Below are 22,073 nucleotides of genomic sequence, written 5' to 3'. Positions count from 1 at the left end.
TGTTTATTATCAACCAATGAAAAGTCAATAGGGTTCTAAAATGACCAATATTCCGATAGTCGCCGATTCAATACGTTCCATTATTTACTTCGTCGCTGCGGCGAAAGCCGGCAGTTTCACAACAGCGGCAGATGAATTAGGCATTTCAAAATCTGCGTTAGGCAAAAGTATTGCAAAGCTAGAGTTGCATTTATCCACTAAATTATTTCATCGGACGACTCGCAAGCTGAGCTTAACAACCGAAGGTGAAGCGTACCTAGCAAGTTGTGAATCGGCGTTGACAATATTGGAAACGGCAGAGCTTAGCTTAAAAAACAAGCAACAGCGACCAAGTGGCAACGTACGTATTGATGTGCCTTCCGCTTTTGGAAGGCAGGTTGTCATGCCTCTACTATTGAAAATGGCCGCGCAATACCCAGAGTTGAAGCTGACGATTACCTTTAATGATAAGCTGATCGACCCATTAGATTCTGGGTTTGATTTGGCATTTCGTTTCGGCGCTTTAAAAGACAGCGGTGATCTAATTGCAAAGCAGCTGAACGAACAGCGTCTCATATTATGTGCTTCGCCTGATTATCTTGCACAGTACGGCCTGCCTGTTTCGTTAGAGGAATTAAACGCACACCGCTGCGTGATGGCTTGGCGAGGAGGGCGCCCGCTGCCATGGTTAGTGAAATCAGATTCAGGCGATGATGTGTACTGTCACGCCACACCGCATCATCAAATAAGTGATGGCGATGCCATGGTAGATGCCTGTGTTGCTGGGGCGGGCATCATACAATTTCCTGAGTCGTTATTGCGTCCTTTTATTGTGGCGGGAGAGCTGGTCCCCATTCTGCCCGCTCTTACACCGTCGTTGACGGGCTTGAACCTCATTTGGCCAAGCAATCGACATTTGATGCCAGGTGTTAGATTTATTATTGATGAGTTTGTCCGTATTTCAGCGGAAGGTAAGTTTGCTTAATGATTGTTGAATAATTCGCTACACAGAATGGAGTCAGAGCGTATTTATTCGCCAATGCTCCTCACGTTACTATGTTTTTCATCAAGTGCAGAGATGCAAAACTAAAATGTAGACCAATGAGGAGTTACCATGCCAGTTGTAAATATTCAGATGTTTGAAGGCCGTGATAGTGCGAAAGCTCAGATCGCTAAAGACGTTACAGAATCAATAGCAAAAAACGCAGGTGTTGATCCACAGTATGTTTATGTCATTTTTAATGATGTGAAAACGGAAGATTGGGCAATTTCCGGTGAACTGTTTTCTGAGACCGTCAAGAAATCTGGTTAGATCATCTATTATAGGTGCTGTTGTTTTTACAGCATCTATTCCTTCCCCGTGTTTTTCATACAATGTATCTAGCTTTAATGCTGTTATTTATGCGCATACAAGCTCACTCCTCATTCATTAATGCCGTCGAACTTTGTTAAACGTTGATCAAACATCTCTTCTTAGTGTCATCTTTTTTTCGCCAAATACCGTATAACTTGTAGTATATGAATTAACCGCATTCGTTCACTTGTTATAAGGCAATTTAAGGAGGCAATATGATTACTGTTCATCATTTAGAAAACTCTCGCTCTCAGCGTATTTTATGGTTATTGGAGGAGCTTGGGCTCGACTATGACATTGTCGAATATAAACGCGATCCTTTGACCGCGTCAGGTCCAGAATCTTTGAAAGCGATACACCCGTTGGGCAAGTCTCCTGTGATTACCGATGGTGAGTTAACCGTGGCGGAGTCTGGAGCGATAATTGAGTATTTGTTGGATCGATATGACACAGAGAAGCGTTTAAGACCGATAGACGGGCAAGCGTTATTAGATTACCGCTATTGGTTGCATTTCGCTGAAGGGTCTTTGATGCCCCTTTTGGTGATGAAGTTGGTGATGATGAAAGTGCCAAAGAACCCGATGCCATTTTTTGCAAAACCGATTGCAAAGATGTTAACGGATAAGGTTCAGGAAAAATTCATCATGCCGCGCATTAAACCGCAAATGTTGTTTATGGAAAAAACACTGGGTGAGCATACTTGGTTTGTTGGTGATGAGTTAACCGCAGCAGACATCCAAATGAGTTTTCCGATACAAGCGTCCAGTACCCGTATGGATTTGTCTGAATTCCCTAATATTGCGCGTTTTATCAAACAAGTTGAAGCACAGCCAGCGTATCAAAAAGCGATTGAAAAAGGCGGAAGCTTTACGACGTTATAATGTGTCTTTTGGTGTGATTTTTTACGTAAGATCGGTAGAGTGATTGGGGATTTTTATGGGATTTTATTGATATCGATTCTCATTTAGTGTATTTTGATCACACTTTAAACACATGTGAAGCAATGAGGTTTTCATCCGATGAATCCTGAACAGCGAGCGACGCAGGAAGTTGGTGATTTGTATGTAGAACATCACCAATGGTTAACAGGATGGATTCGTAAAAAATTAGGCTGTGATGAGTCAGCGGCGGACTTAACTCAAGACACTTTTGTTCGATTACTGAAAAAACCAAGCTCTTTTACGTGTATAGGGGAAGCGAGAGCGTTCCTGAGTACGATTGCAAAAGGTTTGTACATTGATCATTGGCGAAGACGACAAGTTGAGCAAGCATGGTTGGAATCTCTGGCGCTCCGAGAAGAAGACTATGCGCCTTCTGCGGAACACGCTGCATCCATGATTGAGCTACTGTGTGAGCTCGATGCGATGATCGCAAAACTCCCCAAAAAAGTCGCCAACACCCTCATTTTGTCTCAAATACATGGCTTAACCTATCGTGAAATCGCGGAGCGTTTGTCTGTTTCTGAGCGCATGATTAAGCGTTATATGGCGCAAGCCATGTTACAGTGTGTTTTACTTCAATCCGATCTATAGAACGTTTCCTTTATGACATCTCTGAAATCCCCTCATTTTATTCATTTAGAAGAAGCGTCTGAATGGTTTGCCATTTTGTCTGACGAGTCGGCTTCCAAAGCAGAGCGCGATGCTTGGCAGGTTTGGCTTGAAGCAAATATAGAACACCGCAAAGCATGGAAGCAGGTTGAATCGGTTGGTGCGATGTTTTCCTCTTTTCAGGGCAACTCTTTACAGCAATCCGCAGGGCGAGTTTTGGACGCCAGTGGTTCAAGAGACATCAGCCGTCGTCAAATGATGAAAGGCGTTATGAGTGTCGCCGGAGTGGTATCTTTAGGCTGGTTCGGTTGGGAGCAAACATCGCTGCCTTCGATGGTGGCGTCTTGGACGGCTGATTTTCATACCGCCGTAGGCGAGATGAGTCACTTTTCTTTGGCGGATGGCACAAAAGTTTGGCTCAATACGAACAGTGCGCTGAATCGTGCCGCTTCGTCCTCTGTTCGCCAGCTGGCGTTGGTGGAAGGGGAAGCCTTGTTTGAAGCCGATGATCGAATAGACGCTCGTCCATTCAGTGTCGCTTGCAAACAAGCGGTGATGACGTCAGTGACTGCCAAGGCTCGTTTTTGCTTGCGCCACCTTTCAAATCAGCAAGCCATTTTGGCGGTTTATGACGGGACCGTTACATTGACACCGCTTTCATCTGGCGCTCAGAGGAAAGTAAGCGCCGGTGAAGAAGTGGTATTTGATGAGCAATCTATTGGTCATAGTCAGCCAGCGTTAGCCATTCATGAATCTTGGACACGTGGTTTATTGATTGTTGATGATATGGCGTTATCGGACTTCATTGCAGAAGTAGGTCGTTATCGTCATGGCTACATAAACCTCGACCCCAGTATTGCTTCGCTTCGCGTGATTGGTACTTACCCAGCACAAGATGCCAATTTGGTGTTTGATATGCTTGAAAGTGCCTTTCCTATTCAGATTAAACGCGTTCTACCTTGGTGGACAAGCATCTCTGCCGTTTAAATTTTCAGATAAATGAAAATAATTCTTCTTTCCATGTCCCCTTTTGAGTGCCTCGCTCGGTAATAGTAGTAATAAGCATTATTATTACGGATTTTTTTATGACACATACCTCTTCTGTGCGATTTCTAAAACGCCGCAGCGCCTTAACGTTGTTAGCGGCGAGCATTGCTTTTGCAAGTGGCGTCACCACGCCTGTCGCCTACGCCGAATCGAGTTCGGTAAATGTTCGTTATTACGATGTACCTGCCGGTGCATTATCGCAAGCATTAAACACCTTTGCCGCCATGTCGGGTGTGTTCTTAGGTGGCAGCGGCGAGCTGCTTTCGGGTAAGCGTACACTGGGTTTTCAAGGTGAATATTCGACTTCGCAGGCTTTGGATTTACTGCTTTCTGGTACGGGGTTGTCTTACAAAACAGGCGAAGGAAATAGTATTGTTCTGATTGATCCCAATGCAGTTACTGAAGGGGAGGACGGCATTACGATGTCGCCTTTGTTGGTGGAGAGTGGCCGAAGCACGACGACGCTGGGTAAAAATGTGCTTAGCTCGAGTGAAATAGAAAGTATGGCGGGCGACACGTCCAATTTGACGGATTTATTGAAAGGCAATGGGGCTGTTCGATTCAGCCGATCTTCCAGTACGTCTGCTAATAGTGCAAGTATGCGGCCAGATGAAGTGTCTATTCACGGTCAATCTCATTATCAAAATGCATACGTAATCGACGGAATGTCCGCCAATAATGACTTGAACCCAGGGGACTCGGAAGACACTTACTCTAATCCAATTTCTCCGACAAATTTGAGTATGCTATCTGGTAGTTCCTCTCAAAGTTACTATGTGGATCCCGATGCACTTGAGTCTGTCACTGTTTACGACTCTAACGTGCCGGTTGAATTTGGTGGTTTTCTTGGCGGTGTCATTTCTTCCACTCTTAAACGGTACGATGGCGAAGATTATTTGTCTGTTAAGTACGCTATCTCAAAGGATGAATGGGATGAAATGCACGCAGATGAAGATTTGGCGGAAGATCTAGCGGATGGTGATTCGATCGAAGGCGAGTATACGCCAGAATATTTAAAGCAGCGCCTTACATTAACAGGTGCTCAGGGCATTACCGATAAGCTGGGGATGACATTTACCGCATCAAGGGCAACGTCAGCTTTTGATCAGAGTTATGTGAAAAACATCGGTAATACTGTCTATGGCAAACAAGGCGTGGAGTACGATGATACGGTCGATAATGCCATGGCCAGGTTTGATTACAAAGCCAGCCAAGATTTGGACGTTGGCGTGTCTATGCTTTATGCCAATCGATACCACGATGGTGTCACCAATGCGTCTTATGATTCGGCATTTGTGAAGTCTCACCAGGCAGCGGGCATAGGTTTTGATACGGTGTTACGGACGGATTCGGGTGTCTTGAAAACACTGCTTACCTACGATGAGGCAAAAGACACGTTAGACTCCGATGATTCAACTTATACCTACCATTACGTCGATTACTACAATGGAAATTGGCCGTATTCCGGTGGTTATGGCAACGTTAATCAACAGCAAAACAGTGCAAAGTTTACCGTTGAATGGCTACAAAATGCGTTTGATGTAGGGTCGTACAAGCATTCTTTACAGACAGGCTTAGAGCTGGGCTATAAAAAAATGTTCTACGAGGTTGAAGGGGATATCGTCAGTGAAAACTATCGGTGTATCAACAGTGGGTGTGCGGACAGTAACGGTGATGGCGTTATTGATTATGATGATGAGTACCTGCGTATTACCAACATCATTGCCGCAAACAAGTTAGAAAAAACCTATCACTCAGCCGCGGTGTATTTTTCAGACACCATAAAAAAAGGCGATTGGACGCATTATTTAGGCGTGCGGGCTGATTACAGCTCCACGTTAGGGAATGTGGACTTGTCTCCTCGAATCACCACACAGTGGGACGTTTTTAGTGATCAACAGACCACATTGTTAGCGGGGGCAAACCGCTATTACGGTCGAGATTTTTTCCAATACGAAGTGAACAGCACATTACGTTCGTGGCGCACCATGTATCGTTATAATTCGGATGGTAGCTTAAATCGTCAAACAAATTATTCCGACCAGTCTTTTCGCGATTATGACCTTGATACACCCTATTCGGATGAATGGAACATTGGCGTGATCCAGCGTTTTGGCGTTGTTGACGCGACGTTGCAGTTCGTGAACCGAGAAAGTCGTGACCTTGTCACCCGAACAGAAACAGAGGATGGCCTGGATTATTATACTAATTATGGCCGTAGTTCTACTGATACAGTGACATTAACGTTTGAAACGCGTAATCCATTTGAAGTCGGCGCAACAGATACCTATGGCAAACTGTCTATCAGCTATCAAGAAAGCGAGCGCAATACGATTAGTGACGTGTCTTATGAAGAAACGATTTCATCAGATGAAATTTATTATAAAGGCAGTGTGATTTACGAATCTCAGTTGCCTTCATTCGACTTTAATATTCCTGTCAGCATTAGTTTTTCAACACGCACAGAAATCCCAGATTGGCGTTTGATTGTGGCCAACAGCATTAACGTGCAATCAGGAGGCAAAGTCGCGCAAGACACGGGAGAAAATTACACCAACTCCACTGGAACCTACGACATCTATGACGACTTAAAATTTGATCAATTGATCACATTAGACACGTCTGTGGAGTGGAAACCTGAGTTATTTGCCGAGGTGGAAGGTTACATCAAGTTGTCGGTGAATAATGTGTTTGATGACTATATTGATAAATCAACCAGTTCAAGTAGTTACTCATACACCCTTGGGCGTTCTGGTAGTCTAGAAGTCGGTATGCGCTTCTAATTTCATGTCTTTTTTCTCTTTTTACTCTCTCAAAACAGGGGCTCTTTCGAGCGCCTGCTTTGCTGTGTTTTGACTTTTTTAAGTGATGGTTTGTATGTTGTTTCGTCGAAATTGGTTTAATGCGACTCATGTTGCGCTTCTGTTTTTATTGTCTGTTTTATCGTCGATAGCGAACGCACAAGGTGGCGTATTAGGTTGGGATAAGCGAGTGGTGCATGGCACGTTGGACAATGGTTTTCGTTATTACTTGTTTGATTCTCGACAAGAGAAAGACGCACCTGAAGGTCTAACCTTGGCGAATTTAGTGGTGCTGTCTGGTGCCATTGACGAAGAAAAAGACCAGTTAGGTGTGGCGCACATGGTGGAACACATGGTGTTTCATGAAAGTGATGGCCTGCCAAATGGGGTTCGAAAAGCCTTTACCGATATGGGGTTTCAACAAGGCCGTGATTTCAATGCCATGACCAACAGCGAAAACACCCGTTATATGGTGAACCTGAGAGACACCACGTCAAAGCGCTTAAACAGCGTGTTGGACGTTTATCAGCAGATTGCGTTCCACGCTCAAATCAAAGCGTCTTCTTTGGATAAGGAGCGCTTGATCATTCAAGAAGAGTGGCGCGGTAAGCTAAGCCATCGCTCACGCATTAACGAAGACAAGAAAGCCTTGTTACGAGTTGGCTCCTTGTACCCAGAGCGCCCTGTTATTGGCACACAAGCGTCGATTAAAAATACACCGGCGGATAAGCTGCAAGCTTTCTATAAAGATTGGTACGCACCGAATAATATGGCGTTGGTGCTGTTTGCACCGGTGGATATGAAAGCGTTAGAAACCCAAATTAAGCGTACTTTTGGAGACGAGCCTGCGCGTGCGTTACCGATCCGACATCCGAAAGACCCAGTATTGGACGATAAGCTGAAGATAGGTCAGCTGAATGATACTGGCAGTAAGGTGAATCGTGTTGCGTTCTTGTATCGGTTCAAGAGCGAATCGGATGGCTCTGATGAAAGTCGCCGAAGTGGTCTGATCGATTACATGACGCGCAATTTGTTGACACAGCAAATTCGCCGACAGCGCGATGTATTACCAGAACACGTTCGTGTGTTGTCGAGCACAAAAGGTACGGTGTCTCCCAATGTTGCAATCCTAGGCTTTTCGGTGAATGTGGATGACGGCTTTCATGCTGTAGGCTTGCAATCACTTATTCAAGAATTGGTGCGTATAAACACACACGGGTTTTCTCAGGCAGACTTCGATCGAGTGTATGACAAAGTGGTCGACACGGCGGAGCGAAATAAAACCGCTGCGAAAAGTCGTGGCACGATCTGGTCTGTGAAGATGGTGGAAGCGGTTACGTCAGACAAATCAGTGCATGACCCTGAAGAAAGCAACGATCGTATTTTACGTTTGGTGCAAAGCATTTCATTGGCGGATGTGAACGCTCGTTTAGATCAGTGGTTATCTTCTTCTGATCGTATTCTATACACGCAGGCCGTTGGCGGAAAAGGCGTTAATTTGGGGTCAATGAAAGACGTTGAAGCCATTTTTGACACGATGAAAAAGCGCCACCTAGCGCCGCTAGAAATAGAGCAAGAAGTAACAGAAAAGCGCTTGCCGAAAGTCACTCAAACTGGCTCGATTACCTTGATTAATAGGGAAAAAGAGCTGGGATTATCAAATTGGTCTTTGTCCAATGGTGATAAATTGACCTTATTAGACCCTCGCGTATTCGCGGAAAAATACCATTCTGTGTCGCCAGAAGAAACCGAACGCAGCAGTTATTTTTCTGCGGTGTCTGGTGCGGGTTACCATGTTGCCAAAGGCTCTCCTTGGGCGGAGCAAATTGCCGTGCAAATGTCTGAAGCAACGGGTATTTATGGCTGGACGGATGAGGAATTTCAAAAGTGGCGTCGAAAACATACTTTATCTTTGTCGTCTAAGCAGAAAGCGCAAAGTCTTGCTTACCGCGGTTCGATTGACGACGACAAGTTGGCTCAGCTACTTGCCGTATATCGAGTCAATCAAGTGACGCCTAAGATCAATTCGGATGTGTACGATAATGTGATGGCAAGTTTGAAAAGAAATGCCGGCATCAACGTAGAACGGCCAGTTGAAGTGTTTTCAAGACGTCTGGCGACCGCGCGTTTTGGTGACACTGATTTGGCACCTACATTGCCTATTCTAGAGTCCATGTCCCTTGAAACATTAGAAGCAACTCGTCAAAAGCAAGTGGCGTTACCCGTACATTACTTTATGGTGTCTCGTTTACCAGAAGGCAAAATTACGCGTTTAGCGTCACGTTATCTTGCGAGCATTCCACGTAACATTGCAGCATACAGTGAGTCTGATTATGAAACGACATCGGTTTTGCAGCGTGCTGGGGAATCAATCGTCGATGTGTCGTTGAACACAGAACCTAAAGCAGAGTATCGACTTTACGCGTATCAATCTTTGCCTTGGACGCCTATTACGGCGGTGCAATTGACGTATTTGGGTGAACGACTAGAGGCGCAATTAAAACAACGTTTACGCAGTGAAGTTCAGGGCGTTTATAGCGTTCGTGTGGGCCTTGAATTGAATAAAGACACCAACCGTGCCGAATTGAAAATCCAATACTCGAGTTCGCCAGCTCGGTTGGATGACCTCGCAAAAATGACCGAAACGGTGTTGGCTGAATTACCAGACATTGTTACACAGGATTGGGTGACGGATATCCATAAGGCGTTTACTGATATTGAAAAAAATCGCTTCAAAAACGCGTTAGATTCAACGCTATTGCATCGTTTAGAGTTGAGTGAAACCTTGTATGGCGATGCTCGGTATTTGCGTGAAATGGATGCGCTGACGTCCGGTCTGACTAAGAGTAAGCTAAAAGACGTTGCAATGACATTGATCTTTAAAGACCGTGTGACAGGGCTGTACCGTCCTTTAGCAGAGTGATTGCTTGTGATTTTCTCAGCCTGATGGAATGGGTCTGAAATGGTCGTTTTGAAATGGTCGGTTTGAAATGGTCGTTTTGAAATGGTCATTGTAGTGCCGATGGATCGGTTCTGATCGTCGTTGAAAAAGCACCTTAGTGTTCAGGCTAAGGTGCTTTTTTTGTTTCTACTGGTTGCTCGACTTATGTGCATGGCATGAATATGATGACGTCTTATGTTCTTTAATGATTTGACTTAGTTAGGGAAAATTTCATGTCGCGTCCTGTTAAATTACTCAGTTTCTCGATTGCTCTTGTGTGTCTTCTGCTGGCGTTGAACTTTGGTTTACGTTCCTCTATGGGCTTTTTTATGGCCCCTGTGTCGAATCAATTTGGTTACGGCCGTGAAGTGTTTGCGTTTGCGTTGGCATTGCAGAACTTATGGTGGGGATTGTCTCAACCCATAGCGGGCGCATTTGCTGACCGATTTGGTACCTTAAAAACAGTATGGATCGGTGCGATTTTGTATGCGCTGGGGTTGTACGTAACAGCAACGGCTGACGGTGTATTTGACCTAAACCTCGGTGCGGGTTTGTTGATGGGAATGGGGATTTCCGCTACGGGCTTTGGGGTTGTGTTACCGGCGATGGCGCGCATGGTGTCTCCTGAAAAACGTTCTTTTGCGTTAGGTTTGGGCAGTGCGGCGGGTTCCGCTGGACAGTTATTGGTGATTCCAGTTGCTCAAGGCTTTATTTCTGCTTACGGCTGGAGCACAGCGCTGATGCTGTTGGCGCTTTGTGCTTTGATGATGGTGTTGCTGTCTGGCCCTTTTCGTCAAACCGCCGACAGTTCAAATGGCACGGCTCAAGAAGCATCACAAACCATGAAAGAAGCGCTGCAGGAAGCCAGTGCGTATTCGCATTATTGGCTGCTCGTAGTGGGCTTTTTTGTGTGTGGCTTTCAGTTGGCCTTTATTACCGTTCACATGCCGCCTTTTTTGTCTGACCAAGGCTTTTCGTCAGACGTGGCGGTGGCCAGTTTGTCTCTGATTGGTCTGTTTAATATTTTTGGCTGTCTTTTGTCGGGATCGTGGTCTGGAAAATATTCGAAGAAAAAAATACTTACCATTATTTATACCTTAAGAGCGTTGTCGATCGCCGCGTTTATGTATTTCCCGATGACGACGTATTCTGTGTACGCCTTTTCCATCGTGACTGGCTTGCTTTGGTTGGCGACAGTGCCACCAACATCAGGCATCGTGGCGCAAATGTTTGGTTTGCGTTACATGGGCTTATTGTACGGCATCGTTTTCCTGGGTCATCAACTTGGTTCGTTTAGTGGGGTTTGGTTGGGTGGCTATTTGTATGACACAACTGGGTCGTACGACATCGTTTGGTGGGCCGCTTGTGTGATCGCATTGGTGACGGCTTTGCTTCATGTGTTGATTGATGATCGTCCAGTGGCACGACTTCGTGCCAACATGGCCTGATGCTCTGCATTTCCCCGCTTAATAAAGTCTTTAAGCGGGGAAATGTCTTTTTTTGGAAAGTATCCTTCTCTTATGTTGTCTCCTTTCGACGTGTATCAAGCTCGATTAGATTACCATGAAATAATCTACGATGAGCGCCAACAATCTGCGTTGCTTGAATTGGAACGTGTGTTTCAGCAATTATTCCAGACGCCAATAGACGAAAAGGTCAAAGGCGTTTATCTGTGGGGCGATGTGGGTCGCGGAAAAACTTTTTTGATGGATCTTTTCTTTGCCTGCTTACCCGATAAAGTCGCTTTAAGACTTCATTTTCACCATTTTATGGCGCGTTTACATCGCGAATTGAACTTGGCTTATGGGCAAAAGAATCCCTTGAAAGGCATTGCAAAACGTTTGGCGGCGGAATGTAAGGTGCTGTGTTTTGATGAGTTTTTTGTGTCGGATATTGCGGACGCTATGTTGCTGGGTGGTTTGACCGAAGCCTTGTTTGAGGAAGGCGTTGTGCTGGTGGTGACGTCGAATATTGCCATTGAAAACCTGTTTCAGAGTCAGCTGCAAAAAAAGCGTTTTGAACCGTCGATTGCGTTACTGCGCGCTCATTTAACCAGTGTCCACCTTTATGGTGAAGACGATCATCGTTTGCGCCATACCGCTGATAACCCTATTTATTTTGTCCAAGACGAGAAGAATATGTCGGCGTTGTTTGAGCAATGGTCAGACGGTAATGCGTCGTCGCGGCCGTTATTGGTTTGTCGTCGCGCCATTGATGTGATTCTGACTTCGGACAATATGGCGTGGTTTGATTTTTTTGCCTTGTGCGATGGACCGCGCTCGGCGTTGGATTACATCGAGTTAGCGCAGCGATTCCCTTTTATTATGGTGACAGGCATTCCTGAACTCAGCAGTGAACCGTTTGAGCACATCAAAGCGCGAGGCACTGAAGACGGTGCGATTGGGTCTGGCCAGACGGGTGAGCGGGCTGTTTCGTTAGGTCTTAATGACGATGCTGTACGGCGTTTTATCAGTCTTGTGGATGAATGTTACGACCATCAAGTGGTGTTGTTGTTAAACGCTGCTGTCCCTTTAGAGCGCTTGTATTTGAATGGGACGTTATTGTTTGAATTTCGCCGTACGCACAGTCGTTTAATTGAAATGAAATCAAACTATTATCAAGACTTACGACGTAGCGCTTCGCTCTAAATAATTGATTTAATTCCGACTATTAATGTGAAGTTTTCCGTAAAAGCTTGATAAAAGCGGTCTGCGCTACCACTATATTTAGATGACACTAATACAATGAAAGTAGAGGAGGGCGATCATGAAGTCAGAAGATCGCATTGACGCGTTAGTTGCACCCAAGGGTGCATTGGAAATGTTATCGCAAAATGAAATGGCTCGTTTATCAGAAGAATCTGGCCCATTTCATGATTTATTTCATCGTTGTGCTTTGGCCATTTTGAATTGCGGCAGTGATTCCGATGACCCACAAGCCGCGATGGAAGAATTTAAAGATTTTGAAATTCGCATCGTGCAACAAGAGCGCGGTGTGAAATTGCAGTTAAAAAATGCGCCAAGCGGCGCGTTTGTTGATGGAAAGATGATCAGCAGTGTTCGCGAAATGTTGTTCAGTGTGTTGCGCGATATCATTTTTACGCAGCATGAATACAACCTAGCAAGTGGGTTGGAAGGCGCTAGTTCTGAAAAACTCACCAATGTTGTGTTCGAATTGCTGCGCAATGCTGATGTGTTTCGCCGTATTCAAAACCCAGACATGATTGTTTGCTGGGGAGGGCACTCTATCGCTCGCCATGAGTACGATTACACCAAACACGTTGGACACGAACTGGGTTTGCGTGAGCTAAATATTTGCACCGGTTGTGGACCAGGTGCGATGAAAGGGCCGATGAAAGGCGCGGCCATTGCGCATGCGAAACAGCGAATTAAAGATGGCGTTTACCTTGGTTTGACCGAGCCGGGCATTATTGCTGCGGAATCACCAAACCCGATTGTAAACCAGCTGGTGATCATGCCAGACATCGAAAAACGCCTTGAGGCATTTGTTCGTGCGGGCCACGGCATTGTCGTATTTCCTGGTGGCGCGGGTACAGCAGAAGAAATTCTGTATATTTTGGGCATTCTGTTGCACCCCAAAAACGCCGATGTACCGTTTCCTCTGGTGTTTACTGGGCCAAAAGAAAGCGCGGATTATTTCGAACAGATTCACGCGTTCATCGGTGATGTGCTGGGCGCAGAAGCGCAAAGTAAATACCGCATTATTATTGAAGATGGTGCCGAAGTGGCGCGCGTCATGAAGCAGGGAATGGAAGAGGTTCGTCTGTATCGTAAAGCGCATCAAGACGCGTTTTACTATAACTGGAAGTTGCATATACCTGAAGAGTTCCAACACCCGTTTGAGCCTACCCACGAAAAAGTGCGCGAGTTGAATCTAAACTTTGGTCAAGAAACGCATTTGTTGGCGGCGGATTTACGTCGTGCTTTTTCGTCTATCGTGGCAGGTAACGTAAAAGCACAAGGTGTGGCGTACATCAAAGAGTTTGGCCCGTTTGAGATACATGGCGACAAAGCCTTGCTGGCGAAGCTGGACGCGTTGTTGCAAGCCTTTGTGTTGCAACAACGGATGAAACTTCCCGGCAGCGAGTATGTGCCGTGTTATAAGGTGATTACGGATTAATGTTTCCGTCTGTTCAATAAAAAGGGCTTCTCATGAAGCCCTTTTTTCTATGCCAAATCGCGGTAACTGTTGGGGTAATGATCAGAATACCGACCAGCCAATGCTTTCTGACAACGCTTCCAGCGCCGCCATGCCCGCTAAGGAATTGCCAGATTCATTCAATTCCGGCGACCAAACGCAAATCGAAAATCGATTTGGTACGATGGCGATAATGCCACCACCCACACCACTTTTTCCCGGTAAACCAACACGATAAGCAAAATTTCCTGCTTCATCATACAGTCCGCTGGTGGCGAGCAAGCCGTTTACCTGAGTCGTTTCGCGGCGAGTTAATACTTGCTCACCTGTGTGTCGACAGTAGCCTTTGTTCGCAAGGAAGCTAAAGGCTTTGGCGAGATCAATGCAGTTCATGCGCATGGCACAGTTATCAAAATAGTTGTGCAAAACGGCTTCAACATCGTTCTCAAAATTACCGAATGCTTTCATCAGGTACGCCATGGACGCGTTGCGAGCTCGAAATTCGTATTCCGAGTTCGACACCACTTTATCGGAACGTAATTTAGGATTTCCTGCCAAACGGCGAATAAACTCCCGCATGGCGTAATGTGGCGAAGCAAAACGAGAGTGGTTCATGTCGCTGACGACAAGTGCGCCTGCGTTGATGAAGGGGTTACGAGGAATACCGACTTCGTATTCTAGTTGCACCAATGAATTAAATGGATTGCCAGAGGGTTCCCTACCAACGCGTTGCCACATGTCTTCACCATAATGTTTCATCGCAAGGGTTAAGCTAAAGACCTTTGAGATGCTTTGAATGGAGAAGTTTTTCTTGGCTTGGCCAACGTGATAAAGAGCGCCGTCATTACTGTAGATGGCAATACCAAATTGATCAGGATTCACATTGGCCAGCGCGGGAATATAGTCCGCGACTTTCCCTTGACCAATCAGCGGCCTGACTTTTTCTTCTATTGATCTTAGTAATTCTTCCACACTCATCTCATTCTGTTGTACTTGGAAAGGAGGCTAGTATAGAGAAAAGGAAGGGGAAAGCCATAGCGCAGAGTGGTGTTTGGGAGGTCTTGTTAGATGAATGGACACAAGCCTTTATTCACAAGGCTTGTGTCTTTTTAAGGGGTTACTTTTCTTCTATGGTATAGACCGATGTCGTGCCGCTGACTTCGTTACCAACAATCAACAAGGCTTTTCCGTTCGGGCTGTCTTCTTTTGATACAAATGCCATGCCTTCCGGCCCAAGGTCTCCCGCGTCAGACGACGTTGGATCGGCCTTAAAATTACGGCTGGTTAGGTATTGAATAAAGTGGCTTTCTTGCGGATTTGTGATGTCGTACACCATAATGCCACCGACTCTTTCAAGGCCAATAAAGGCGTAAGTGTGGCCATTGATTTGACCAAGTGTTAGCGCTTCTGGTTCTGGGCCTTTGTCGTCGCTGCGGGCGTCGGATTTATTGTCATCGTTTGATGCGTTGAAACCGTCTTCACCTAATGCGTTTGCCGTAATGCGTTCGAAGTCGCTGCCGCTGTCGAAAATCTGCTGTCCTGTGTCACCACTCCAAATAGAGAAAGAACGCGCACCGTAACCATATATTGCAGTATATGTGCAGTTGTCAGGTGCACCTTTTGTGAGTTGGCAATCTTCCGCGCCTAATGTGCTGGTGAACTTCATACGTCCCAGATTGTTCTTATCGTCAATGTTGCCTTCTATTACGTGACGTAACGGGATTGTGAGTGCCAGTTTACTATTAAGTTCTTTGGACAAATCCGCGACTCGGTATTCTTCGCTAAAGCCTTTATAGTCTCGTGAATCGCCTTCGTTCGCGGTCACAAGGTAGGTTTTTCCATTGATAGAATAAGACGCAATGGTGTCTGGTTGGTATAAACCAAATACCGGCCAGTTTTGGAATTGGATGACGTTGTCTTTATCGCTGATGTCGAGTTCATTGCCCACTACGTTGTAATCTTTGACGCCAAGCGCCCAGAGAGCATCAACGTGCTTGTTAGACAGGTCGATTTTTGCAATGCCGTTATTTTCTTGTAGCGAAACATAAGCGTAGCGGCTGTCTTTTGATACTGTGATGTATTCGGGTTCTAGGTCTTGTGCCACGCTGGCGTTCGGACCAAAGATACGCAAACCTGCAGGGCGTTCCATTGCACGTGTGCCACCGTCGTTGAAGTCGCGAAAGGAAATTTGTGTAACGTCGCGTTGAGTCAGTGTGAAAATATCATTAGGGATATTGATAATGCTCACGCTGCCTTCGGGGTCGACTGTGTAATCGTCGTTTGGCTCGCCTTCATTCGCGACGACGACAAATTCTCCGTTCGGTGAAAACGTCACCATGTCGGGTAATGCTCCGACTTGAAGTGCGTTGATAAACGCGTGGTTGCCGACGTGATAAAAAGCGATGTAGCCAAAATCTTGTTTTGTTTTGGCTTCTATCGCCACCGCGATGACGCCATCATGAACGCTGACACTGTTTGCCGCGCCAAGTGGCAAGCCTGTTAACGCGGCCACATCAGCGCCAACGTCCAATGTTTTGATTTTTACTGGTGCGGCTGGGTTTGCCATAGACAACACGTCGATTTTTCCTGAGTTGGCATTTACGACGAAGGTTTCTTGCGTTTTGGCATCGTAGGTAACGATTTCAGCGGCACTGGCGTCAAATACGCCGGATTCATAGCGCCCAAGGAATTCTAAGTTAATGGACGATGTCGTTATTGGTGAGGTAGTTACTGGAATGGTAGTTGCGCAGCCGCCAAGAATGGCGACGCTTGTGCATAAAGGGATGATCTTAGGGAAGCGCATTGTTATTCTCCGAAATGAGTAATAAATATGCACTTACCTTAACGACTTATTGTGACAAAAAAATGGCACGCGCCATTAAGACGCCTTTATATCTGTTTGTTTTGATTTAATAATGGTTCCATTTCGCAAGGCATTGGTTAGCTTTTTATGTGTTTTATATGTTGCAAAATAAGTTGGCCAGATATGGTGGCGCTGTTGGGTATGTGCGGTAGGTCATCGATGTGATACCAATCAGCTTCGTCTATTTCTCCAGGCGCTGGAGCAATGTCGCCACTTGTGTAGTCTGCAAAAAATCCCACCATGAGCTGATGAGGAAAAGACCAAGGCTGGCTGTCGATATATTGAATATTCGAGACTTCAAGCCCGACTTCTTCTCGTACTTCGCGAGCCACGGCTTGTTCTAAGGTTTCCCCTGCTTCGACAAAGCCGGCAATGTTACTGAATTTGCCTTTTGGCGCGTGCAATCCACGGGCAAGCAAAATGTGATCACCTTTACGAATGGAGACAATGATGCACGGAGATATACGCGGATAGTGACGCAAAGTGCATTTAGGGCAAATTTTCGTGTGTTCGGTTGGGTGTTTTTCTCTCATTGCTGTGCCGCAACGTCCACAAAACTGATGGTCTTTATTCCACGTTGCCAGTTGGTGAGCCCGACTGAGCAACAGGTAGCTGTCATTGTCTTGCTGGAACAGCAGCTCTCTTAAGCCGATTTCATCAAACCCTTTCGGAATGGATTCGAAATTGCAAACAAAGATGTCTTTCTGTCGCCATTGGCCACAGTAAACCGCGCCCATTTTTGCATTGGGTTGGAAATGAGTGAATGGGATCAAAAACTGATTGTCTTGTTCAACCAAGACTTGGCTGCGATGTAGCAATATATAAAGCGCATCTTGATGAGGAAGCGGATGTGCTTGCGTGCCAATTTCCAACATGTTTTTACTCAGTTTGCGTCTAAAAGAATTACGCTAACGCGATCATCTTCTAGACGCAATAACCTAGTGCATTTAATTCCAGTCGAGAACGACTTTACCAGATTGACCAGACGCCATGGCGTCGAAGCCCTGTTGGAAGTTATCCACGGCAAAACGATGCGTAATAATCGGGCTAATGTCTAAACCTGATTGCAACATGGCGACCATTTTGTACCACGTCTCATACATTTCACGACCATAAATGCCTTTAATAATGAGACCTTTGAAAATGACTTGATTCCAGTCGATGGTCGTTTCTTTGCCAGGAATGCCCAGCATGGCGATTTTTCCACCGTGATTCATGTTCTCCAACATGGAGCGAAAGGCTTGATCGTTGCCGGACATTTCTAAGCCAACATCAAAGCCTTCGTGCATGTCCAGTTCAATCATCACGTCTTGCAGTGATTCTTTGCTGACGTTGACAGTACGTGTCGCGCCCAGTTTTTTGGCTAGATCCAGGCGGAAGTCGTTTACATCGGTAATGACCACGTTACGCGCGCCGACGTGCTTGGCAATAGCGGCCGCCATGGCGCCAATTGGGCCTGCCCCCGTGATTAAAACATCTTCACCAATGAGGTCAAACGACAGCGCTGTGTGTGTCGCATTGCCGAATGGGTCAAATATGGCGGCCATTTCATCGCTGATGTTATCTGGAATTTTAAAGGCATTGCTGGCGGGGATTACCAGATACTCAGCGAACGCGCCAGTACGGTTAACGCCCACGCCCATGGTTTTTCGACACAAGTGGCGGCGACCTGCATGACAGTTTCGACAATGACCGCAGGTAATGTGACCTTCACCGGACACGCGATCTCCAATGTTGAACCCGACGACTTCTGGTCCTATTTCTGCGATTTCGCCGACAAATTCATGGCCGACGGTCATTGGTACTGGAATCGTACTCTGAGCCCAGTCATCCCAATGATAAATGTGCATGTCGGTTCCGCAAATTGCCGTTTTTCGTATTTTGATAACAACATCATTGTGCCCGCATTCTGGGTGGGCAACATCGTTCATCCAAATGCCTTTCTCGGCATGAAGCTTAGCAAGCGTTTTCATTATTTGATTCCTTAAATAATATCCATTTCACGGCCGACTTTCGCAAAGGCGGCAATGGCTTGATCGAGCTGTTCCGTGGTCAGTGATGCCGACATTTGCGTGCGGATTCTGGCTTTTCCCATTGGGACAACAGGATAGGCGAATCCAGTTACAAATATCCCTTCTTTATATAGCGCATTCGCGACCGCTTGTGCGAGTGTTGCTTCACCTAAAATTACCGGAATGATGGGATGGTCGCCAGGAACGAGATGGAAGCCGAGCTCTGTCATCTTGGTGCGAAAATACAGACTATTGGCTTTGAGCTTCTGGCGAGCCGCGTTACCTGTTTTAAGAGACTCAAGAATTTTGATGCTGGTGGCGGTAATAACCGGTGCAAGAGAGTTTGAGAACAAATACGGGCGAGAGCGCTGACGCAGCCAGTCGACAATGTTTTTCGATGCGCTGGTGTAACCGCCAGACGCACCGCCCAGTGCTTTGCCTAATGTGCCGGTAATAATGTCTACTCTTCCTAAGACATCGCAATATTCGTGGCTGCCTCGCCCGTTCTCGCCAAGGAAACCTACGGCGTGAGAGTCGTCCACCATCACAAGAGCATCGTATTTATCGGCTAGGTCGCAGATGGATTTAAGGTCGGCAATAATGCCATCCATGGAAAACACACCATCGGTGACAATGAGCTTGGTTTTTGCGCCGTCTTTATCTGCTTGCTGAAGGTTGGCTTCGAGCTCTTTCATGTCATTGTTGGCGTAGCGATAACGCGCGGCTTTGCACAGGCGGATGCCGTCGATAATACTGGCATGATTTAACGCATCGCTGATGATCGCGTCTTCTTTACCAAGTAGGGTTTCAAAAAGACCGGCATTGGCATCAAAGCAGGAGGAATACAGAATCGTGTCTTCCATTTTGAGAAAGTCGCTCAGCTTTCTTTCGAGTTCGGTATGAATGTTTTGTGTACCGCAGATAAAGCGCACAGACGCCATGCCATAACCATAATCGTCTAGTGCCTTGTGTGCCGCTTCGGTCACATCGCTATCGTTAGCCAGCCCAAGGTAGTTATTCGCGCATAGGTTAATTAAAGGACGATTGTCGGCGGTGGTTATCTGGCTAGATTGAGGGGTAATAAGAGGGCGCTCTTGTTTATAGAGACCTTGCTCTTTGAGTGCTTGGAGTTGCGTGTTTAGTTGAGTGTAAAATGCTTTTTTGCTCATGGTCTTGCCCTTCAAGGATCTGGTCGTAATGCGTGGTTCGTGTTTATTGAGTGTAGGTTGGGCACCAAAATAAAAGTAGATGCAGTGATGTTAGAAATTGGCCATAACAGTTTGTGATCATCTTTGGTGGCTGTGCTGGTCTTTCGGTTGGTTCGTCGCGTAGAATGAGGACAAATTTTAAACAAAGAGGAAATGGCATGTTGTCAAAGGTTCACTGTGGCATCTTGTTGGGAGCATTAAGCGTCAGTATGGTGGCTCAGGCTCAGGATTATTTACCCGTTCTTCAATATCATCATGTGAGTACCAGTTCACCAAAATCGACATCGGTGACGCCAGAGCAGTTCACCGAGCACATGGATTATTTGAAAACGGCGGGGTTCCAGGTCGTTGACCTTCGCTCTGCATTAGACGATTTAAGAGCGCATAAGCCTTTGCCCGAGAAAGCCGTCGCCATTTCTTTTGATGATGCGTATCGCAACATTTATCAAGGTGGCTTTCCTATCCTGAAAGAAAGAAATTTCCCTTTTACGGTATTTATCAATACGGAACCTGTTGAGCGTCAGAGCCGCAGCTTTTTAACGTGGCAACAAATGAAAGAGATGGAAGCGTCTGGTGGTGTGTTTGCGAACCATACGATTCGTCATCCTTATATGTTACGTAAAGAAAAGGGTGAGTCTGACGAAGCTTGGTTATCGCGTATGACGGAAGAAGTTGATACGGTCGAGAATCTGCTACTCGAAAACTTAGGGCATTCGCCTAAAATGCTGGCTTATCCTTATGGTGAATCCAATATTACGATTCGAACGATGATGAAAGAGAGAGGCATCATGGCATTCGGGCAACAATCTGGTGTGGTGAGTGCAGACTCTGATTTTGAGAACCTTCCGCGTTTTCCAGCATCCGGTGCGTACTCTAAGTTATCAACGCTGAAAACCAAGTTGAATGCAAAGCCCATGCCTTTGCTAGCGGAACAAACTGGCGGCGACTTTGCGACCGATCAATCTGTATCAATTCGCTTAACCTTTAAGGAAGGTAAGTACCGCCTTAAAGACCTAGCGTGCTATGTGGCAGGGCAGGGTAAGGCGTCATTGAATTGGGTGTCAAAGAGTGAAGTGATAGCCACAGCGAATAAGCCTTTCGGCGTTGGCCGTGGTCGAATCAACTGCACTATGCCAGATAATACGGGCAAGCATTATTACTGGTATTCGAACGTTTGGATTCGGTCCGCTCCTGAGCAAGGCTACGTGAGCGAAAAAAGTTAAAGTTTTTTCAAAAAGAGGTTGCACTGAAATTTCAAATCAGTATTATACACCTCGCTCGCAACGGAGGGGTGGCAGAGCGGTTTAATGCACCAGTCTTGAAAACTGGCGTAGGTTAATAGCCTACCGAGAGTTCGAATCTCTCCTCCTCCGCCATCTTCCTAATAGGAAGTTGTTGCAAGCAAAGATAAAATTAGTTCCTCGATAGCTCAGTTGGTAGAGCAAATGACTGTTAATCATTGGGTCACTGGTTCGAGTCCAGTTCGAGGAGCCATTTCGGAGTATAGCGCAGTCTGGTAGCGCGCCTGCTTTGGGAGCAGGATGTCGGGAGTTCGAATCTCTCTACTCCGACCATTAATTTTATCATCACCTAGTAATGGTGGGCGTAGCTCAGTCGGTAGAGCTCCGGATTGTGATTCCGGCGGTCGTGGGTTCAAGCCCCATCGTCCACCCCATTACTCTGATAGTCGGGCCGTTAGCTCAGTTGGTAGAGCAGTTGACTTTTAATCAATTGGTCACTGGTTCGAATCCAGTACGGCCCACCACTATCCCAATGCTTAACCTTGCATTACCTGATTAATTCCTCGATAGCTCAGTTGGTAGAGCAAATGACTGTTAATCATTGGGTCACTGGTTCGAGTCCAGTTCGAGGAGCCATTTCGGAGTATAGCGCAGTCTGGTAGCGCGCCTGCTTTGGGAGCAGGATGTCGGGAGTTCGAATCTCTCTACTCCGACCATTAGGTTATTTTGTATATAAGTTTATGAGCGGGCCGTTAGCTCAGTTGGTAGAGCAGTTGACTTTTAATCAATTGGTCACTGGTTCGAATCCAGTACGGCCCACCATTCTTCTCATAAATGATTTCTTCTCTTCTTTGTTTTATTTCTTGTTTTTCTCTAGATCGCAATTCAAAATCGTCTATCGTCTATCGTCTATCGTCTA

At 46.0% G+C, this 22,073-nt stretch carries 16 protein-coding genes and 8 tRNA genes; 19 read left to right on the top strand and 5 right to left on the bottom strand.

Annotation, left to right across the window (positions count from 1 at the left end):
• Nucleotides 1-40 precede the first annotated feature (40 nt).
• From D104_RS24345 to ppnN, 10 genes are all read left to right on the top strand, one after another.
• Complete coding sequence (locus D104_RS24345; protein ID WP_024023256.1) at nt 41-964, top strand: LysR family transcriptional regulator; 924 nt, start codon at nt 41-43, stop codon at nt 962-964.
• Nucleotides 965-1,093: 129 nt separating this feature from the next.
• Entirely contained in the window at nt 1,094-1,291 is a 198-nt protein-coding gene (locus tag D104_RS24340) for a tautomerase family protein (RefSeq protein WP_024023255.1), read from the top strand.
• A 257-nt stretch (nt 1,292-1,548) separates the two neighbouring features.
• A complete protein-coding gene (locus tag D104_RS24335) occupies nt 1,549-2,214 on the top strand; it encodes a glutathione S-transferase family protein (protein ID WP_024023254.1) in 666 nt (221 codons plus the stop codon).
• 138 nt (nt 2,215-2,352) lie between these two features.
• On the top strand, nt 2,353-2,865 hold the full coding sequence (locus tag D104_RS24330) for a sigma-70 family RNA polymerase sigma factor (RefSeq protein ID WP_024023253.1): 513 nt from the start codon (nt 2,353-2,355) through the stop codon (nt 2,863-2,865).
• 12 nt (nt 2,866-2,877) lie between these two features.
• On the top strand, nt 2,878-3,870 hold the full coding sequence (locus tag D104_RS24325; RefSeq protein WP_024023252.1) for a FecR domain-containing protein: 993 nt from the start codon (nt 2,878-2,880) through the stop codon (nt 3,868-3,870).
• A gap of 98 nt (nt 3,871-3,968) precedes the next feature.
• Nucleotides 3,969-6,713, top strand: a complete 2,745-nt coding sequence (locus D104_RS24320; protein WP_024023251.1) for a TonB-dependent receptor — start codon at nt 3,969-3,971, stop codon at nt 6,711-6,713.
• Between the two features lie 94 nt (nt 6,714-6,807).
• Nucleotides 6,808-9,654, top strand: coding sequence for a M16 family metallopeptidase (locus D104_RS24315; RefSeq protein ID WP_024023250.1), 2,847 nt, complete (start codon nt 6,808-6,810; stop codon nt 9,652-9,654).
• A 251-nt stretch (nt 9,655-9,905) separates the two neighbouring features.
• Nucleotides 9,906-11,120 carry an MFS transporter gene (locus D104_RS24310; protein WP_024023249.1) on the top strand — a complete coding sequence of 405 codons (1,215 nt, stop codon included), beginning with the start codon at nt 9,906-9,908 and terminating at the stop codon, nt 11,118-11,120.
• A gap of 42 nt (nt 11,121-11,162) precedes the next feature.
• On the top strand, nt 11,163-12,320 hold the full coding sequence (gene zapE / locus D104_RS24305) for a cell division protein ZapE (protein WP_024023248.1): 1,158 nt from the start codon (nt 11,163-11,165) through the stop codon (nt 12,318-12,320).
• 118 nt (nt 12,321-12,438) lie between these two features.
• On the top strand, nt 12,439-13,812 hold the full coding sequence (gene ppnN / locus D104_RS24300; RefSeq protein ID WP_024023247.1) for a nucleotide 5'-monophosphate nucleosidase PpnN: 1,374 nt from the start codon (nt 12,439-12,441) through the stop codon (nt 13,810-13,812).
• An 81-nt stretch (nt 13,813-13,893) separates the two neighbouring features.
• Here the strand turns inward: ppnN and glsB are convergent, their stop codons facing one another.
• From glsB to D104_RS24275, 5 genes are all read right to left on the bottom strand, one after another.
• Nucleotides 13,894-14,802, bottom strand: a complete 909-nt coding sequence (gene glsB, locus D104_RS24295; RefSeq protein ID WP_024023246.1) for a glutaminase B — start codon at nt 14,800-14,802, stop codon at nt 13,894-13,896.
• 145 nt (nt 14,803-14,947) lie between these two features.
• Nucleotides 14,948-16,633, bottom strand: coding sequence for a choice-of-anchor I family protein (locus D104_RS24290; RefSeq protein ID WP_024023245.1), 1,686 nt, complete (start codon nt 16,631-16,633; stop codon nt 14,948-14,950).
• Between the two features lie 137 nt (nt 16,634-16,770).
• The gene (gene nudC / locus D104_RS24285) at nt 16,771-17,568 is read right to left on the bottom strand and encodes an NAD(+) diphosphatase (RefSeq protein WP_024023244.1); all 798 of its coding nucleotides are present in this window, start codon (nt 17,566-17,568) and stop codon (nt 16,771-16,773) included.
• Nucleotides 17,569-17,640: 72 nt separating this feature from the next.
• On the bottom strand, nt 17,641-18,666 hold the full coding sequence (gene tdh / locus D104_RS24280; protein WP_024023243.1) for an L-threonine 3-dehydrogenase: 1,026 nt from the start codon (nt 18,664-18,666) through the stop codon (nt 17,641-17,643).
• Between the two features lie 11 nt (nt 18,667-18,677).
• Nucleotides 18,678-19,874, bottom strand: coding sequence for a glycine C-acetyltransferase (locus D104_RS24275; RefSeq protein WP_024023242.1), 1,197 nt, complete (start codon nt 19,872-19,874; stop codon nt 18,678-18,680).
• 197 nt (nt 19,875-20,071) lie between these two features.
• Between D104_RS24275 and D104_RS24270 the strand changes: the two genes are divergently transcribed.
• From D104_RS24270 to D104_RS24230, 9 genes are all read left to right on the top strand, one after another.
• Nucleotides 20,072-21,136: a polysaccharide deacetylase family protein gene (locus D104_RS24270; RefSeq protein WP_024023241.1), complete on the top strand. Its 1,065-nt coding sequence runs from the start codon at nt 20,072-20,074 to the stop codon at nt 21,134-21,136.
• A gap of 62 nt (nt 21,137-21,198) precedes the next feature.
• Nucleotides 21,199-21,289 (top strand) — tRNA-Ser (locus D104_RS24265).
• Between the two features lie 42 nt (nt 21,290-21,331).
• A tRNA-Asn gene (locus D104_RS24260) sits at nt 21,332-21,407 on the top strand.
• A 3-nt stretch (nt 21,408-21,410) separates the two neighbouring features.
• A tRNA-Pro gene (locus D104_RS24255) sits at nt 21,411-21,487 on the top strand.
• Between the two features lie 25 nt (nt 21,488-21,512).
• Nucleotides 21,513-21,588 (top strand) — tRNA-His (locus D104_RS24250).
• Between the two features lie 14 nt (nt 21,589-21,602).
• A tRNA-Lys gene (locus D104_RS24245) sits at nt 21,603-21,678 on the top strand.
• A gap of 36 nt (nt 21,679-21,714) precedes the next feature.
• A tRNA-Asn gene (locus tag D104_RS24240) sits at nt 21,715-21,790 on the top strand.
• Nucleotides 21,791-21,793: 3 nt separating this feature from the next.
• Nucleotides 21,794-21,870: transfer RNA gene (locus D104_RS24235), tRNA-Pro, on the top strand.
• Between the two features lie 30 nt (nt 21,871-21,900).
• A tRNA-Lys gene (locus tag D104_RS24230) sits at nt 21,901-21,976 on the top strand.
• The last annotated feature ends 97 nt before the right edge of the window (nt 21,977-22,073 follow it).

It is taken from the genome of Marinomonas profundimaris, from assembly GCF_000508165.1.
GTDB lineage: Bacteria > Pseudomonadota > Gammaproteobacteria > Pseudomonadales > Marinomonadaceae > Marinomonas > Marinomonas profundimaris.
Note: the sequence above shows the minus strand (reverse complement) of the source record. Positions and strands in the feature narration are given on the sequence as shown.

Excerpts from the sequence above, each read along its gene's own strand:
- D104_RS24345 (WP_024023256.1), top strand. The coding sequence starts at position 41 with ATGACCAATATTCCGATAGTCGCCGATTCAATACGTTCCATTATTTAC.
- D104_RS24340 (WP_024023255.1), top strand. The coding sequence starts at position 1,094 with ATGCCAGTTGTAAATATTCAGATGTTTGAAGGCCGTGATAGTGCGAAA.
- D104_RS24335 (WP_024023254.1), top strand. The coding sequence starts at position 1,549 with ATGATTACTGTTCATCATTTAGAAAACTCTCGCTCTCAGCGTATTTTA.
- D104_RS24330 (WP_024023253.1), top strand. The coding sequence starts at position 2,353 with ATGAATCCTGAACAGCGAGCGACGCAGGAAGTTGGTGATTTGTATGTA.
- D104_RS24325 (WP_024023252.1), top strand. The coding sequence starts at position 2,878 with ATGACATCTCTGAAATCCCCTCATTTTATTCATTTAGAAGAAGCGTCT.
- D104_RS24320 (WP_024023251.1), top strand. The coding sequence starts at position 3,969 with ATGACACATACCTCTTCTGTGCGATTTCTAAAACGCCGCAGCGCCTTA.
- D104_RS24315 (WP_024023250.1), top strand. The coding sequence starts at position 6,808 with ATGTTGTTTCGTCGAAATTGGTTTAATGCGACTCATGTTGCGCTTCTG.
- D104_RS24310 (WP_024023249.1), top strand. The coding sequence starts at position 9,906 with ATGTCGCGTCCTGTTAAATTACTCAGTTTCTCGATTGCTCTTGTGTGT.
- zapE (WP_024023248.1), top strand. The coding sequence starts at position 11,163 with ATGTCTTTTTTTGGAAAGTATCCTTCTCTTATGTTGTCTCCTTTCGAC.
- ppnN (WP_024023247.1), top strand. The coding sequence starts at position 12,439 with ATGAAGTCAGAAGATCGCATTGACGCGTTAGTTGCACCCAAGGGTGCA.
- D104_RS24290 (WP_024023245.1), bottom strand. The coding sequence starts at position 16,633 with ATGCGCTTCCCTAAGATCATCCCTTTATGCACAAGCGTCGCCATTCTT.
- nudC (WP_024023244.1), bottom strand. The coding sequence starts at position 17,568 with ATGTTGGAAATTGGCACGCAAGCACATCCGCTTCCTCATCAAGATGCG.
- tdh (WP_024023243.1), bottom strand. The coding sequence starts at position 18,666 with ATGAAAACGCTTGCTAAGCTTCATGCCGAGAAAGGCATTTGGATGAAC.
- D104_RS24275 (WP_024023242.1), bottom strand. The coding sequence starts at position 19,874 with ATGAGCAAAAAAGCATTTTACACTCAACTAAACACGCAACTCCAAGCA.
- D104_RS24270 (WP_024023241.1), top strand. The coding sequence starts at position 20,072 with ATGTTGTCAAAGGTTCACTGTGGCATCTTGTTGGGAGCATTAAGCGTC.